We start from the raw sequence: 14,877 nt of genomic DNA, 5'->3' as shown, positions 1-14,877 counted from the left end.
TCGGTCAGGCTTGCGCCGCCCGCAGCGCTTGGATCATGAAGCGACGCCGGTCGGGACTGAGGCCGGAGCCGAAGCGGATCGATTTGGGGCCGTGCAGCACGATGGTGTGGGCGACGCCACCGCGACGATTGCCGGTGCGGAGTTCCTCGGTGATGTTGGTCACCTGATTGAGTTGGAACGTGCGTTTCCATCCGATGCGGCCGATTCCGACCAAGGCGGTGCCGATGCCGCCGCGCAGGCGGACTTCGACTTTGCCCCAGATCGCCATCAGGGCGATGCCCCAAAACAAAATGCTGCCGAGGACGAACGGGATGCCGAAAAGTGACAGCACGAGGTTGAACTCCCCGCTGCGGATTTGGGTGCCGTAGATTCCCCCGAGTGATCCGCCCGACCAGACCAACATGAAGGGAACCAGGAAAAACGCGGCGGCCGAGCGCGTCGTGGCACCGATGGCGACGCCGTTCATCGTCGGCCGCATCCAGGCGCCGGCGGGCGGATTCCGCAGGGCGGTGACATCGAAGGTGTGGTCGACCAACGCCGATGCTTTGCTCAGGTGACCGCACTTACGGCACAGCGCCACGTCTTGCGCGATGTCCACGTCCGAGAGCGGGAGGGCGTTACCGCAGGAGGGGCATTTCGGTTTCATGGCAGATCTCGGCCCACGGTAGCACGATGAGGCCGACGGCGGAAATACGTCTACTTGCGTAGAGGTGGTCGCAACGACCGATCAAAAAGTTGAGAGGGCTTGCGCACTCTCGATCACCACCCAGGAGCACAACGCTGTCACGGTGATGATTGCCATGATTTTCACCCGTTTTTGCCGACGCAGGCGGGTGTCGTAGAGATCGGGATTCCGGCGGGAGACACAATCGGAGCCGTTGAAAAAGCTCACGAAACCTTCGTTGCGGATGGCGGTCCGGCGGCGCTCCCGTTCGTCCAACATGCCCATCCGAATCGGGGGGCGGCGGAAGAATTGGCGGAGGATGCGCATCGGTATTTATAACGTGGATTTTTTTAGGTGGTTTTCTCAAGGCGAAACTCGCAGTTTGCGCGGGTTTCACGCGATTTTAGCGACCCTGCCCTGTTCGACCATGCATCACTTTAGTTACCACGGTTCCGCGCTGCATTGCGAAGATGTCGATCTTGCGGGCGTCGCTCGTCTCTACGGCACGCCCACCTACGTTTACAGCGCGACCACGATTGCTGACAACGTGACACGGTTGCAGCGCAGTTTCCGCGAGCTCGATGTGCAGGTCTGTTACGCGATGAAGGCCAACAGCTCGCTCGCATTGCTCCGGCATTTCGCGAATCTGGGCACGAGTTTCGATCTCGTGAGTGGCGGCGAAATTCGGCGGGTGTTGGCGGCCGGTTCCGAGGTGAAGGCGAGTGTCTTCGCCGGCGTGGGCAAGTCGGAGGCGGAAATCGAACTCGCCCTCAAAAACGAGGTATTCTCGTTTCACGTCGAAAGTGAACCCGAGCTCGCCCGCATCAATTACGTGGCCGGACGGCTCGGGGTGAAGGCTCCGATCGCGATCCGCATCAATCCCAATGTCGACGCGAAGACGCACGCCAAGATCACCACGGGCAAGAGTGACAATAAGTTCGGTATTCCGCTCGCGGTGGCCGCCTCCGCCTATGAGGCCGCGTCCAAATTGCCCCACATCCGGGTGGCCGGCATCCAGATGCATATCGGTTCCCAGCTCACGACCATCGGTCCGTTCACCGAAGCGGTGAAAAAGGTCGTGCCGGTCGTCGCGCAACTGCAGGCCGATTACGGTCTCGAATACTTCTCCATCGGCGGCGGTATCGGCATCATTTACGAGGACGCCCTGGCCAGTGGCGACCAAGCGTGGTGGGACGCGTTTCCCGCGGCCGAGCGTCCGATTACGCCGGAGGCCTACGGAGCGGCGCTGACCCCTTTGCTCAAGGACCTGGGCCTGAAGATCATGCTTGAGCCCGGTCGCTTTCTGGTCGGCAACGCCGGAGTGATGCTGTCGCGGGTCGAGTATCTGAAACGGGGCGCGCAAAAGAACTTCCTCGTCATCGATGCGGCTATGAACGACCTCGCCCGACCCGCCATGTATGACGCCTACCATGAGGTGGTGCCGCTCCAACGCGATACGTCGCGGGCCGCCATGACTGCTGATATCGTGGGCCCGATTTGTGAATCGGGCGACTGTTTCGCCAAGGACCGCGAGATCCAATCGGTGGGCGAGGGGGAGCTCGTGGCTTTCATGAGCGCCGGTGCCTATGGCTACACCATGTCGAGCCGCTACAACACCCGTGGCACCGCCGCCGAGGTTTTGGTGCAAGGCAGTTCGTTTGAACTCATCAATGCGCGGGAGACATTTGAGCAGATGATCGCCAACGAGAAGATCCCGGCCTTTCTCGCTTAAGCGAATCCTTCGTCATGCCACGTCCCGTCAAAACCACCCCGCACACTCTTCGCCAAAGCAAAGGCGGCGATCCGCTCGTGGCGATCACCGCCTACGATGCCATGATGGCGCACTACGCCGATCAGGCGGGAGTCGACATCATCCTGGTCGGTGACTCGGTGGGTAACACCATCCTCGGTCACGACGGCACCGTGCCGGTCACCCTCGACACGATGGTGCATCACGCCGCCGCGGTGATGCGGGCGAAGCCCGCGGCGCTCGTCGCCGCCGATGTGCCGTTCGGCGAGGCGCATTTTGATTTTCGCCGCGTATTGATGTCGTGCCAGCGGCTCATGCAGGAAGCCGGCGTCGATGCCGTTAAAATCGAGGGGGGGCGCAAACTCGCGCCCAAGATCGCCCGACTCGTCGAAGCCGGGGTGCCGGTGTGGGGTCACATCGGCCTCATGCCGCAACAGGTCAAACAACTCGGCCGTTACAAAAAATACGGGGTGACCGATGCCGAAACCGCCGCGCTGATCGCCGATGCACAGGCGCTGGAGGCGGCCGGTTGTTTCGCTTTGCTGTTGGAAATGGTGAAGCCCGCCGCCGCCAAGGCGGTGACGGCGGCGGTTACGATTCCGGTGATCGGGATCGGGGCCGGGGCGGATTGCGACGGGCAGATTTTGGTCATCACGGACGTGCTCGGTCTCACGCCGGGTTACGTGCCCGGATTCGTGCAAAAATTTGCCGATGCCGGATCGGTTTTCACGCGGGGGTTGACCGACTACACGGCGGCGGTGCGCTCCCGGAATTTTCCGCGCTGAGGTAGGGCGGTCGGCAAGTTGCCTTGCCGCGATCGACCACTTATCCGTGCCGTCATGAAACGATGGATGATGCGGTGGGTGTGGGGTTGGGGCGTGGCGCTGGGAACTGTCTTGGTCGGCGCGGAGAAGGTCGATTCGCCGGTGGTGGACGCGGCGCAAATCCTGCCGTCTGATCCCGCCTGGCAGCAGGCGTTGGTAGCAAAGCTCGACCATTTCGAGGCTGCGGCCGGGATTCGGATGCAGTTCGAGTATCACCTCACTTCGCCGACTGCCGCCGAGGATAGTGCGCCGGGTGTTTACATGCGCCGGCTATCGGCCGCCTATGGATTGCGGCAGTCCGGCGTGCTGGCGGTTTATTTCGCCGACGAACGCGATTGGCGTATCTGGATCGGGGAAAAACTCACACCGCGGTTTGTGGGACTGTCCGGGACGGCAGAGGAGTTTACCGCCGACGGCCGCATGCATGAGGCCAAGGAGGCGTTTTTAGCGGCGGCATTTTCCCGTAGTGCTCAAGTCGCTACGACCGCGAACTCGCCAGCCGTGCCGCGCGTCGTGGCTGAAACCGATGCGCTGGTCGACGGATTGATCGCGAAATTATCGCCCGACTGATTGGAAAAAGGGGCGGGGCGCCGGATTCGCGCGCTGAGGTTACGCGTCGAGCGATACGCTCGGAGAGACGGGGCGGGGAGGGAACTCGGCTTGCCGCCGGGCCTGAATGCGTTCCAAAGCCACGTGAAGCTCGTTCAGTTTTACCGGCTTGGGCACGAAATCGTCCATCCCGGCGTCGAGACAACGTTGGCGCTCCTCGGGCATGGCGGCGGCGGTGAGCGCGATAATGGGGAGCGCGCTGGCGGATTTCATCCGCACGGTGGCGCGGGAATCGGATGCCCACATGCGCAGGGCCTCCGTCGTCGCCCAACCGTCGAGCCGCGGCATATGGCAGTCCATCAGGATCACGTCGGGCAGGGTTTCGTCTTTTAAGACCAATAATGCGGCCTCGCCGTCGACCGCCAGCGTGTGGGGGCAGCCAAGCTCCTTGAGCTGGGCGCTGAGGATCTTGCGATTGACGAGATTGTCTTCGACCACGAGCACGTTCAATCCGAGCTGGGCGGAACGCACGCGGGCGGTGGTCGAGTTTGTCGGGGCGGTTTTGACCACGTGCAGCGGCAGCGAGAAGTGAAATTCCGATCCCTCACCCAGTTGGCTGTTCACCTGCAGTTTACCGCCCATCATCTCGACGAGTCGGGCCGTGATGGCGAGACCGAGGCCGGTGCCCCCGAAACGGCGGGTCGTGGATGAGTCCGCCTGAGTGAAGCGTTGAAAGATCCGGCGTTGGGTATCGGCATCCATGCCGATACCGGAGTCCGTGACACGAAAACAAACCCGGTCCGCGCCGTCGGTCACGGGTTCCAGGCCGACGCCGACCGTGACGTGACCGCCGGTCGGGGTGAATTTTATGGCGTTGGACAACAGGTTGAGCAGCACCTGGCGCAGGCGGTAGCTGTCGCCTTGGTAGTAGTCGGCCAAGTCGGCGGCGAGGGTGGTTTCCACCTCCACCTTGCCTTCGCGGGCTTGAGCCGCGAGGACGGCCTTGGCATCCCGAATCAGGGTGTGCAGGGCGAAGGCATTTTCCTCCAGATGCAGTTCACCGGCCTCGATTTTGGAAAAGTCGAGGATGTCGCCGATCAACTTGAGCAATATCTCTCCGGACTCGGCCACGATGCGCATGTGCTCGGTTGCGACTGCCGGAATATCGTCGCGGCGGAGCAATAGATCGGTGGAAGCGATGATACCGTTGAGCGGGGTGCGAATCTCGTGACTCATGTTGGCGAGAAACTCGCTCTTGGCCCGGGACGCGTCGTTGGCGCGGGCGGTGGCGGCTTCCAGATCAACGGTGCGCTCCTGCACGAGTCGCTCGAGTTGTTCGTTGAGGTGGGAAGTCTTTTTGAGGGCCTCCTCGCTACGTTGATTGGAGGCGGAGATCAGGCGCGACAGGGTGAAGCCCAGCGCAAATACAAAGCCCAGCGTGATGGCGCCGTCGCGCAGCAAGGTGTGGAACGCGGCTTCGACGGCGGCCGGCAGATCCGGATGTTGCAGCATCATCCGCCCGAACAGCACATGGCCCACCATGATGATGGCGAAAACCCCCAGCGTGACTCCCCGCGAGGCGAAGATCATCGCCACCAGCAGAAACCCCAAATCGAAGGCAAACAACTGCATGCCGACACTCACGGGATCGGTGAATGTGGGGTTGACCAAGACGAAGGCATGCACCGGCACGACTGTGAGTAACGTGAGCACGTTGCCGGCGCGTCGGTCGCGGCCTCGTTTGATCTCGTGCAAACACAGCGTCGTGGCCGCCAGCAGGATCAGATTGATGCCAATACGCGCGTGGATGGACGGTGATTGGACCAGCCAAAGTTTGACGATGTTCAGGCTGAACAGCACCAGCAACAACATGCAGAACCCGGTGAGCAGGCGGGCTTTCAACCGTGCGAAATACGCATGCTCCCGATAGGCGGTATCAAATTTGCGGAGGAATCTGGGGGAAAACAGCGGCATGCGTGGCGGAGAGAAAGCGGGGGAGCGTCAACGGCGGGTTCGGCTCACCTGAGCGACCATTGAGTTTGGTGGAGTCAGCGCAATAGTGTTACTTATAAACCTCTGGGTTTGGGAGTTGGGCGTCGGGGAAACGATTTCTGGTTGTTTCCGACCGGTTATTCCGATGTGACCAATCCATGAATTTTGCGGTCATTGGGGCGGGAGCGTGGGGCACGGCCATGGCGATCCACCTGTCGAACATGGGTCACACCGTGACGTTGGTGCCGCGACGGTTTGAGCAGGCGCTGGCCTTGTCCTCCTCGCGCGAAAATGTCGATTATCTGCCCGGCGTGCCGCTGCCCCCCAGCCTGCAGGTGGGACACGAACTCGTCCCCGTGCTCATGGAGGCCGAGGTCGTGCTGCTGGCTTGCCCGGCGCAGGCCCTGCGGGCCACCGCGACCAAGGTGCGCGAGGCGCTCGGGTTGGCGACCGCGTTGAAGCTCGTGCTCAGTCTGGCCAAGGGTCTCGAGGTCGATACGCATTTGCGCCCTGCGGAAGTGATTCGGGCGGTGTTGCCCGATTACCCGGCCGGTTCTCTCACCGGGCCCACCAACGCCGAGGAAGTCGCCCGCGGCCTGCCGGCGGCCATGGTCCTGGCTGCGGATGCACCTCAGGCGTTGTTGGAATCGGTGCAAACCGAGATCAGCGGCGCGAGTCTGCGCGTCTATACCAGCACGGATGTGGCGGGCGCGGAGTTCGGTGGTTGTCTCAAAAACATTTATGCGATCGCCGCCGGCATCTGCGATGGACTCAAACTCGGCGACAACACCCGGGCCGCCATGCTGACCCGGGCACTGGCCGAAATGGTGCGCGTGGGGCAGGCGCTCGGTGCGCAGGCCGAAACGTTTTACGGCCTAAGCGGGTTTGGCGATCTGGTGGCGACTTGCCACGGCGGTTGGAGCCGCAACCGGCAGTTTGGGGAACAGATCGGAGCCGGCGCCAAAGTCGTCGATCTGATGGCTCATCGCAAAACCGTGGTGGAGGGCTACAAGACCACCGCCGCCTTTTACGGACTGTGTCAGGATCGCGGCATCGAAGCGCCGATTCTGGCGGAGGTCTACCACACCCTCTACGACGGCAAGGTCGCCGCGAAAGCCCTGCGCGACCTCATGCTCCGCGAGCTGAAGCAGGAGTGAAGCGAAGCCGATCCTCCGGTTGTTTTCACAGGAGGAAACAGAAGTTACAGAGTCGTCAGCTTGCTGATTTTACAGAAGGCAACAAAGGAAACAAAGAAAGACTCAGCGGAGTGGCTTCGTTCTCTTCGTTACCTTCTGTAAACCAACCACGTTGGAGTGGCTCTGCTTTCTCTGTTCCCTCCTGTAAAAACAGCGCCTGCCTCATCGAAACCCTAACCTAAACCCGTTTCCACGGCGAGTCGGCGCGGAGGGGGGCGGCGGCACGCAGGCGGTAGAAATATTTTGGATCCTCGATGTGCAGCACGTTGAGACGGAATTCGTCCTCGGGCAGCTGTTCGGCCATGATCAAGCCGTCCCACCGCAGGCGTAACCGTAGCGGTTCGTCGGGCACGGCGTAGCCGGTTTCGAGCGGGTCGACCCGGCGGTAATTTTCCGTCGTGACCGTGCCACCGAAAACAGCGGCCACATGCTCGTAGGTATCGATGCCGGGCAGCTCTTGGAATTTCTTGTGCGCGTCAGGTTCGGGTTCCCCAAAGGCGAGGGTGTGCGCCATAGGCAGGGCCAACAGGTCGCGCTTCAGTTGCTCCCACTCATCCAGCGACATGATGTGATCGGCACCCCATTCGGCGACGTGGGGCAGGTAATACATGAAACGAACCTCGTGGAATCGGGCACCGACTTCCTCATGACACCAGCGCACGAGTTCGGGCATCTCGGTGAGGTTGTCCTTGAACGCCATCGTGATGATGTGCAGCAGCGGGGCGGTCGGCGTCTCGCGGGCAATGGCGGCGTAGCGGGTGAGGTTGTCGATGAAAACCGGATACCGAGCCCCTTTGCGCAATTGGCCGAAGAGTTCGGGATCGTGGGAATCGATCGAGATACGAATGCTGTGCGCGCCGGACTGTGCGATGGTGCGCAGCAAATCGTCGTCGAGTTTCTTGGCAAAATTGGTGGTGAAACTGACGCGGCGGCGGTCGGCGGCGGGCACGAGATCGAGGAATTGCCCGAACGAAGCGTTCAGTGAGGGTTCGTGCATGCAGGACAACCAAAACGCGCTCTCCGGCACGAGCGGCGCCAGCTTCAAACTGTGCGCGTAGGTCTCGGCCGGCATTTGTTTGGTGCCCCGCGTGAGCGCGTAATCGGTGAGGCAAAACGGGCAGCGCAGGTTGCAGTTGTTGACGATATCGCCCGCGACCAGTTCGAGGGGCAGCGGAGGCCCGACCTGCGCGCCACTGCCGGGCAGGGACAGTCCGTCGACCGTGGCCGTGATATCGAGCGGTTCACCGTCGGGAAACGCCTGGGCGGGGGGGCGCACCTCGAACACGCCGGTGGCGGCATCGGTCGGGATGTTGGCCGACCAACCGTGGCCCAGCTTCAGCTCGACGAGGAGCGATTCCCCCGGGCGGGTGGTGTCGCGGGCCGTGCCGTTGATCAAGCCGTCGGGTGTGGTCGTGAGTTGGCCTTGTAGTGTCGTGGCGTCCAAGCGGTCAGGAGAAACCGAATCAGGGGAGGGTGTCGAGGCCGCGCGACTCGACTTTAACCGGTTCATCGCCACGTTTTGCCCATGCGAATTATCACGTTGCTGATGCTTTCGGTCATCATCGCGGCAGCTCACCCGGTTGATGACTTCATGGATGACTTTGCCGCCGAGTGGGTGAGGGGGGCGCCGACCACGGCCTCCCGGACCCAGTATTTCGAGGGGGCGGAGCAGGATGCGCTCGACGGGAAACTCACCCCGGTGACGGCCGCCTACCAAGCTGAACGCGCGGCGTTGGCACGGCGGGGTTTGGCGGAGTTGCGGGCGTTTGATACGGCGGGGGCGTCAACCGAAACGCTTCGCACGGTGAGCGTAATGGAGTGGTTGTTGGACGACACCGTGCGTGGCGCCGTCCACCAGGACTATCAGTTTCCGCTCAATCAATTCACCGGTGTGCAGCGTCGATTGATTGGATATCTGGCCAGCTCGATGCCGATCCGGCACGAGCGCGATGCGGAAAACTACGTGTCCCGAGTGGGCCAACTTGGCGGTTTGATCGACGATGCCACCGCCGAAATGAAACGTCGCGACAGCAAAGGCCTGCTGTTGCCCGACTTTATTTTAACGGCGACGATCAAACAAATGGAGCGCTTTGTCGCCCCCGCGCCGGAGGCCAACTTGTTGGCGACGTCACTGCCGGAGCGTCTCGCCCCATGGGAGGGCGTTGCCCCCGCAACAGCGGCCCGGCTCGTCGCCGAGGTGGTCGATGATCTGAACACCGAAATTTATCCCGCTTACCGCCGGGCGGTGGTGGTGTTGCAGGACCAGCTAGCTCGCGCCACCAGCGATGCGGGACTCTGGCGCCTGGAGCACGGCGAGGCCGCCTACGCGACGTTGCTGCGCCACTACACCAACAGTGACATGACGCCGCGCGAGGTGCACGAGCTCGGCTTGCGTGAGGTCGCTCGCATCGAAGCGGAAATGGACGAGATCCTCACCGCGCAAGGGTTTACCACCGGCACGATCACGGAGCGCTACCGCGCCTTGGAGGCGAGTATTCAACCGGAAGGCGATACCGACCCGCGTCCGCGTTTGCTTCAAGAATATGTCGACTGGGTGGAGGACGCCAAGGTGCGTGCCGCCCCGCTGTTCGACATGTTGCCGCGCGCGCCGGTCATCGTGAAACGCGAGCCACCGTTTTCGGAAGCCAACGCGGCGGCTCACTACTCCACGCCGGCTGCCGATGGCTCCATGCCGGGCATTTTTTGGGTGCCGTTGCCGGGCGAGCCCTACCGAATGATCAGCCGCCGCTCGCTAACTTATCATGAGGCAGTGCCGGGACATCACTTCCAACTCGCTCTGCAGCAAGAAATGGAGGGATTACCCAAGTGGTGGGCCAAGCGCGTTTTCGGCGGCAACTCCGCCTACTCCGAAGGCTGGGCGCTCTACGCGGAGTGGTTGGCGCACGATGACGGCTGGTATGACGGCGACCCGATCGGCCGTCTGGGGTATCTCGACAGCGAACTTTTGCGGGCGCGCCGCCTGGTGGTGGATACGGGCATTCACGCCTTCAAGTGGACACGTCAACAAGTGATCGATTACGGCATCAAGGTTTCCGAAGCCGAGCGCTACGTCGTATATCCGGGCCAGGCCTGTTCCTACAAAGTCGGGCAACTCACCATCGTCGAGCTACGCCGCGACGCCGAAAAGCGCTTGGGGAACAAATTCAGTCTGCCGGCTTTTCACAACATCATCCTCCGCGGTGCCTGTGCCCCGCTCCAAGTCGTCCGCGCCGACGTCGAGGCATGGGTGAAGGCGCTGGAGTGAGGTTGACCAAACTCACCAGTCGACGAAAAACCGAACTTTCATGACTCACGTTTTGCGGAGATGCCGCGCGATCCAAGACGGATGGCGGCGGCAATCGACGACGGCGTGGACAAGCACGCGATCGCCATTCAAGCGGTAGTAGATTGCGAACGGAAATTTACGTGAGAGCGCGCGGTAAAAGTCGCGGTGAATCTGCCGATGCGCCCCCGCTGACGTGCTGAGTGACTCAATGTCCTGATAGAGGTGAGTCAGGAAATAACGGCTGATGCCGGCGGCGTTGTTTTCGTAAAACTCGAATCCGGCGGCCAGGTCGTCCCGCGCTAAATCGAGGATTTCGATGATCACTGGCAGTCTCGTTCGAGTTGGGCTTTGGCGTCTTTCCAGGCAATGAATTTGGCCGATCCCTCTTCGACTCGCGACGTGCGCTCGTCCAGCAGGTGTTTATGCCACGATGGAGTTTCCACGTTTTTATCTTCTTCGGAAATCTCGACCCACAATTTTTCCATCAGTTCAAGCTTTTCGGGCAGTGGCATCCTCGAAATTTCCTGGGTCGTGATCATGGCTCATCGAAAGCGCGAAGTTCAGATTTCTCAAGAACCTAGATTAGCATGGGATTCCATCCCGTTTGCGGCGCTTCGAAGTCCGATTCGGCAGTCGTCGATGCGGCTGTAATTTCACCCACCCGTCTGCCGCAACCTTATCCTCCGCACCGCCTTCAGCTCCGCTGAAAGCCGTTTGCTCGGAGTTGAGTAACTGGCGGTTGATGGTTGGTTATTCGACTGATTTATTAGTCCCGGCTACAGCCCATCGATTATTCATAAGGACTTCTTTAGAAATCTTCACGATTTGATCCGCGTTGGCCCGTAGTCGGCTTGTCGGTTCAACCAAGAATGGAGCGATAGTAGTTGCCACACCGAAGTCTTCAACCCGCTTAAGCGCGCAGGCGAAATCCGTGTCGTGTGAAACAACTACGACATGCTCAACATTCTTATTTGCCGCGTGATAAATCAGATCCGCAACGAGAAGAGCATCAACTGCTCTCTTTGACGTTTCCGTCCTTCAATAAAATCCCGTCACCAAGCACGATTCGGCATCCCCAAAGAGATTCTTCTCCGTGTCGCGCGGTAAATCGCTTCAGATGAACTTCGTTTGTGTAGAAATAGGTCCGAAGGTTGTTTCTCGGTTGAACTATGTATTCTGAAATAGCGTTTAGCGCTTTCGGCTGGAGGACTAGGCCGTCGTCTTACAACCGAAAAAAAATTCGTGCCGTCGATAAAAACCATTGAGGTCTGATGACCGAGCGGTGCCAAAGGAGGATATGTTACCTGCAATTAGTCCGTCGAAATGCGGGGGACGCGGATCTGTTCAACTTCTTCCTGGACCGACGCAGGCGTTTCCGGGGTGAAGCGCATCACGGTCTGGGCGACGATGAAGTTGATCAACATGCCGATGGTGCCGATGCCTTCCGGTGAGATGCCGAAGAGCCAATGCTCGGCCGTGTTGAGCTCCGGATGCATGAACTTGAAGTAGCTGATGTAGGAGGCGGTGAAAATGATGCCTACGATCATGCCACTGACGGCCCCTTCGCGGTTCATCTTCTTTTGGAAGATGCCCATGAGGATCGCCGGGAAGAATGAGGCGGCCGCCAGGCCGAAGGCAAACGCGACCACCTGAGCCACAAAACCGGGCGGGTTGATGCCGAAGTAAGCCGCGACAAACACAGCCCCACCGGCGGCGAATCGGGCGCAACGGAGTTCGCCTTTTTCGGAAATGTCGGGCTTCATGCACCGTTTCACGAGGTCGTGGGCGAACGCCGTGGAGATGACCAGCAACAGTCCGGCCGCCGTGGACAGCGCCGCGGCCAGCGCGCCGGCGGCGACCAAACCGATCACCCAGTTGGGCAGGCGGGCGATCTCGGGGTTGGCGAGCACGATGATATCGCGGTCGATGGTGAGTTCATTGCCCGCCCAGCCGTTGCGCGTGGCTTGAGCGAGAAAAGCGGCATCGGTGCTCTTGTCGTTGTAGTATTGGATGAGGCCGTCGCCGTTTTTGTCCTCATACTTGAGCAGGCCGGTGTTCTCCCAGTTTTTAAACCATGCCGGCATTTCGGCGTAGCTGGCGTTGTCGACGGTCTGGAGCAGATTGGCGCGAGCAAAGGCAGAGACCGCGGGGGCCGTGGTGTAGAGCATCGCGATGAAGAGCAACGCCCAGCCGGCCGACGAGCGCGCGCCTTGCACACTGGGCACGGTGTAGAAACGCACGATCACGTGCGGAAGTCCGGCCGTGCCGACCATGAGGGCCATGGTGATGGCGGCAACGTCGAGCACGGGTCGCACGCCTTCGGTGTAAGCGGCAAAGCCGAGTTGGGTGCTCAGTCCATCCAGTCGATCGAGCAGGCTGACATCGGTATCAACCACATTGCCGCCAAAACCGAGCTGCGGGACCGCGTGGCCCGTCAGCATGATCGAGATGAAGATCGCCGGGACAAGGAAGGCAAACATCAGGACGCAGTATTGGGCGACTTGCGTGTAGGTGATGCCCTTCATACCGCCGAGCACGGCGTAGATGAACACGATGAACGTGCCGATGAAGACGCCGGTGTTGATGTCGACCTCGAGAAAGCGGGAAAACACGATGCCCACGCCGCGCATCTGACCGGCCACGTAGGTGAACGACACCACGATCGCGCAGAGCACGGCGACAATCCGGGCGGTTTGAGAGTAATAGCGATCACCCACGAAATCGGGGACCGTGAACTTGCCGAACTTGCGCAGGTAAGGCGCGAGTAGCAGTGCGAGCAACACGTAACCGCCTGTCCAACCCATCAGATAGACCCCGCCGTCCCGACCCATGAAGGAGATGATACCCGCCATCGAAATGAACGAGGCCGCGCTCATCCAGTCGGCCGCCGTGGCCATGCCGTTGTGGATCGGCTTCACGCCGCCGCCGGAGACATAGAACTCCTTGGTCGAGCCGGCGCGGGAACGGTAGGCGATGTAGAGGTAGAGCGCGAACGAGAGTCCGACGATGAGGTAGGTCCAAGACTGAACGGACATAAGCTAAGCAGGGTTGGGGAAAAGAAGGAGAGGCGGGAAAGGGGAGGGTGGGGCTGGTATCGTTCTTCGTTCTCGTAATCTTTCGCGTTCTCTTTTCGCCCGGTCCGGGATGGTTGCCGCGGGAGAACGATTACGAGAACGAAGAACGAGAGCGATTGAAGGGCGCGGGATCAGTCCTCGTGGAGATCGAACTCGCGGTCGTATTTGTTCATCCGCCACACGTAATACCAGATCACCCCGACAAACACGTAGATGGATCCCTGCTGGGCCATCCAGAAGCCGAGCCCGAAACCGCCCAGTTTGATGTTGTCCAGCGCGTCGGCAAAAAAGATGCCGCACCCGAAGGACACGAACGCCCAAATACTCAGTAAAACGGCAAGGAGTCGCAGGTTGGCGCGCCAATAAAGCGCACGACGGTTGTCAGGGGTAGCCATAGCGTTGTCAGCGATGGCGCGCTGAACTCGTCTGGTCAACGTTGGAGTCCGGTTAACCGTCGGTTGACTTCGAATCTGGGCGCGCAGGTCGAGCTTTACGCGCTTCGTTTGCAATTCAAACCTGCCGGCCATGAATGACCGCCAACTCGAACGCGCCCGCCGGTTGCTCTGCCAATTGCAGGACACGATTCGCGACGCGCTGCTCGCCACCCGCGTGAAGCAGCGGCGCACGTTTGCTCGCGTTGCCGCCGAGACCGCGGCCGATACCATCTACGAGATTGATCGGATTTCCGAAGCCGCACTGGTCGCGTGGTTGGAGAAAAACTGGCCCCAATCCTGGCCGGTGGAACTCGTCATGGAAGGCCTCGAGTCGGAGTTGACGTTTCCCGCCGGCACGCCGGTCACCGCCACGCAGTGGAAGCTCATCATCGATCCGATCGATGGCACCCGCGGTCTCATGCACGATAAACGCAGCGCCTGGGCCTTGGCGGGTCTCGCGCCCCAGCGCGGCGCGCGTAATCACTTGGGCGACATCGTGGTGGCGGCGATGACGGAGTTGCCGATCAGCAAACAATGGCGGGCGGATCAATTCAGCGCGGTGCGGGGCCGCGGTCGGGTCGTGGCCACGGCCCTGAACGTGCTCACCGGTCAACGGTCGCGGCTGCCGGTGCGGTTGTCCGCCGCGCGCGATTTCACGCACGGCTTCGCGACGATTGCGCGCTTTTTTCCCACCGCCAAGACGTGGTTGGCGCAGTTGGAGGAAAACCTCTGGCGTGAACTCGGCGTCCTGCGCGACGGGGGCGAGCCGCCGCCGGTATTTGAAGATCAATACATTTCCAGTGGCGGGCAATTGGCGGAGATCCTTCTCGGCCGTGATCGCATGGTGATCGACGTGCGTCCCGAGGCCTTTCGAGCGCTCGGCATCGATGGCAGCGGGCTCAGCAGTCATCCCTACGACCTGTGCACGGAGCTGTTGTTGCGGGAAGCCGGCGGCGTGGTGGAGCGGCCGACGGGAGGGCGTCTGCGCGATCCGCTCGATACGACGAGTCCGGTGAGCTTCGCCGCGTATGCCAATCCGCAGCTGGCGCGATTGGTCCGGCCGGTATTACGCCGGCTGCTCGAGTAGGGCGTGGCTGGCGGAGCGCGT

General features: G+C 61.1%; 15 protein-coding genes. 6 read left to right on the top strand and 9 right to left on the bottom strand.

The annotated features are described in order from the left end of the window. Nucleotides 1-4: 4 nt before the first annotated feature. A complete protein-coding gene (locus tag PXH66_RS16125) occupies nucleotides 5-646 on the bottom strand; it encodes a hypothetical protein (protein WP_330930573.1) in 642 nt (213 codons plus the stop codon). 81 nt (nucleotides 647-727) lie between these two features. Then, nucleotides 728-991, bottom strand: coding sequence for a hypothetical protein (locus PXH66_RS16120; RefSeq protein ID WP_330930572.1), 264 nt, complete (start codon nucleotides 989-991; stop codon nucleotides 728-730). Between the two features lie 100 nt (nucleotides 992-1,091). On the opposite strand from PXH66_RS16120, the gene lysA reads away from it, so the two are divergent. From lysA to PXH66_RS16105, 3 genes are read left to right on the top strand one after another with little or no spacing between them, the layout of a single operon-like run. Next, entirely contained in the window at nucleotides 1,092-2,396 is a 1,305-nt protein-coding gene (gene lysA / locus PXH66_RS16115) for a diaminopimelate decarboxylase (RefSeq protein WP_330930571.1), read from the top strand. Between the two features lie 14 nt (nucleotides 2,397-2,410). Continuing rightward, nucleotides 2,411-3,199, top strand: a complete 789-nt coding sequence (gene panB / locus PXH66_RS16110) for a 3-methyl-2-oxobutanoate hydroxymethyltransferase (protein WP_330930570.1) — start codon at nucleotides 2,411-2,413, stop codon at nucleotides 3,197-3,199. A gap of 54 nt (nucleotides 3,200-3,253) precedes the next feature. After that, nucleotides 3,254-3,808, top strand: a complete 555-nt coding sequence (locus PXH66_RS16105) for a TPM domain-containing protein (protein ID WP_330930569.1) — start codon at nucleotides 3,254-3,256, stop codon at nucleotides 3,806-3,808. A 39-nt stretch (nucleotides 3,809-3,847) separates the two neighbouring features. Here the strand turns inward: PXH66_RS16105 and PXH66_RS16100 are convergent, their stop codons facing one another. Next, nucleotides 3,848-5,761: an ATP-binding protein gene (locus PXH66_RS16100; protein WP_330930568.1), complete on the bottom strand. Its 1,914-nt coding sequence runs from the start codon at nucleotides 5,759-5,761 to the stop codon at nucleotides 3,848-3,850. A gap of 176 nt (nucleotides 5,762-5,937) precedes the next feature. Here PXH66_RS16100 and PXH66_RS16095 point away from each other — a divergent pair, with 176 nt between their 5' ends. Next, nucleotides 5,938-6,936, top strand: coding sequence for an NAD(P)H-dependent glycerol-3-phosphate dehydrogenase (locus tag PXH66_RS16095; protein WP_330930567.1), 999 nt, complete (start codon nucleotides 5,938-5,940; stop codon nucleotides 6,934-6,936). 217 nt (nucleotides 6,937-7,153) lie between these two features. On the opposite strand, the gene PXH66_RS16090 is transcribed toward PXH66_RS16095, so the two are convergent. Further along, complete coding sequence (locus PXH66_RS16090) at nucleotides 7,154-8,419, bottom strand: radical SAM protein (protein ID WP_330930566.1); 1,266 nt, start codon at nucleotides 8,417-8,419, stop codon at nucleotides 7,154-7,156. A gap of 81 nt (nucleotides 8,420-8,500) precedes the next feature. Here PXH66_RS16090 and PXH66_RS16085 point away from each other — a divergent pair, with 81 nt between their 5' ends. Beyond that, on the top strand, nucleotides 8,501-10,240 hold the full coding sequence (locus PXH66_RS16085) for a DUF885 domain-containing protein (RefSeq protein ID WP_330930565.1): 1,740 nt from the start codon (nucleotides 8,501-8,503) through the stop codon (nucleotides 10,238-10,240). 45 nt (nucleotides 10,241-10,285) lie between these two features. Here PXH66_RS16085 and PXH66_RS16080 read toward each other — a convergent pair whose 3' ends face one another. The 5 genes from PXH66_RS16080 to PXH66_RS16065 form a co-directional block, all read right to left on the bottom strand. Next, entirely contained in the window at nucleotides 10,286-10,585 is a 300-nt protein-coding gene (locus PXH66_RS16080) for a type II toxin-antitoxin system RelE/ParE family toxin (RefSeq protein WP_330930564.1), read from the bottom strand. Next, the gene (locus PXH66_RS16075; protein ID WP_330930563.1) at nucleotides 10,582-10,773 is read right to left on the bottom strand and encodes an addiction module protein; all 192 of its coding nucleotides are present in this window, start codon (nucleotides 10,771-10,773) and stop codon (nucleotides 10,582-10,584) included. Before PXH66_RS16075 ends, PXH66_RS16080 begins: the two co-directional genes overlap by 4 nt. 238 nt (nucleotides 10,774-11,011) lie before the next feature. Continuing rightward, nucleotides 11,012-11,248, bottom strand: coding sequence for a PIN domain-containing protein (locus PXH66_RS23225; protein WP_425609316.1), 237 nt, complete (start codon nucleotides 11,246-11,248; stop codon nucleotides 11,012-11,014). Nucleotides 11,249-11,571: 323 nt separating this feature from the next. Beyond that, entirely contained in the window at nucleotides 11,572-13,296 is a 1,725-nt protein-coding gene (locus tag PXH66_RS16070; RefSeq protein WP_330930562.1) for a sodium:solute symporter family protein, read from the bottom strand. 170 nt (nucleotides 13,297-13,466) lie between these two features. Then, the gene (locus PXH66_RS16065) at nucleotides 13,467-13,730 is read right to left on the bottom strand and encodes a DUF4212 domain-containing protein (protein WP_330930561.1); all 264 of its coding nucleotides are present in this window, start codon (nucleotides 13,728-13,730) and stop codon (nucleotides 13,467-13,469) included. A 130-nt stretch (nucleotides 13,731-13,860) separates the two neighbouring features. Between PXH66_RS16065 and PXH66_RS16060 the strand changes: the two genes are divergently transcribed. Then, nucleotides 13,861-14,856, top strand: a complete 996-nt coding sequence (locus PXH66_RS16060) for an inositol monophosphatase family protein (protein WP_330930560.1) — start codon at nucleotides 13,861-13,863, stop codon at nucleotides 14,854-14,856. Nucleotides 14,857-14,877: the final 21 nt, after the last annotated feature.

The organism is Synoicihabitans lomoniglobus, from assembly GCF_029023725.1.
GTDB classification, from domain to species: domain Bacteria; phylum Verrucomicrobiota; class Verrucomicrobiia; order Opitutales; family Opitutaceae; genus Actomonas; species Actomonas lomonigloba.
This window is presented reverse-complemented; position numbering and strand designations above follow the sequence as displayed.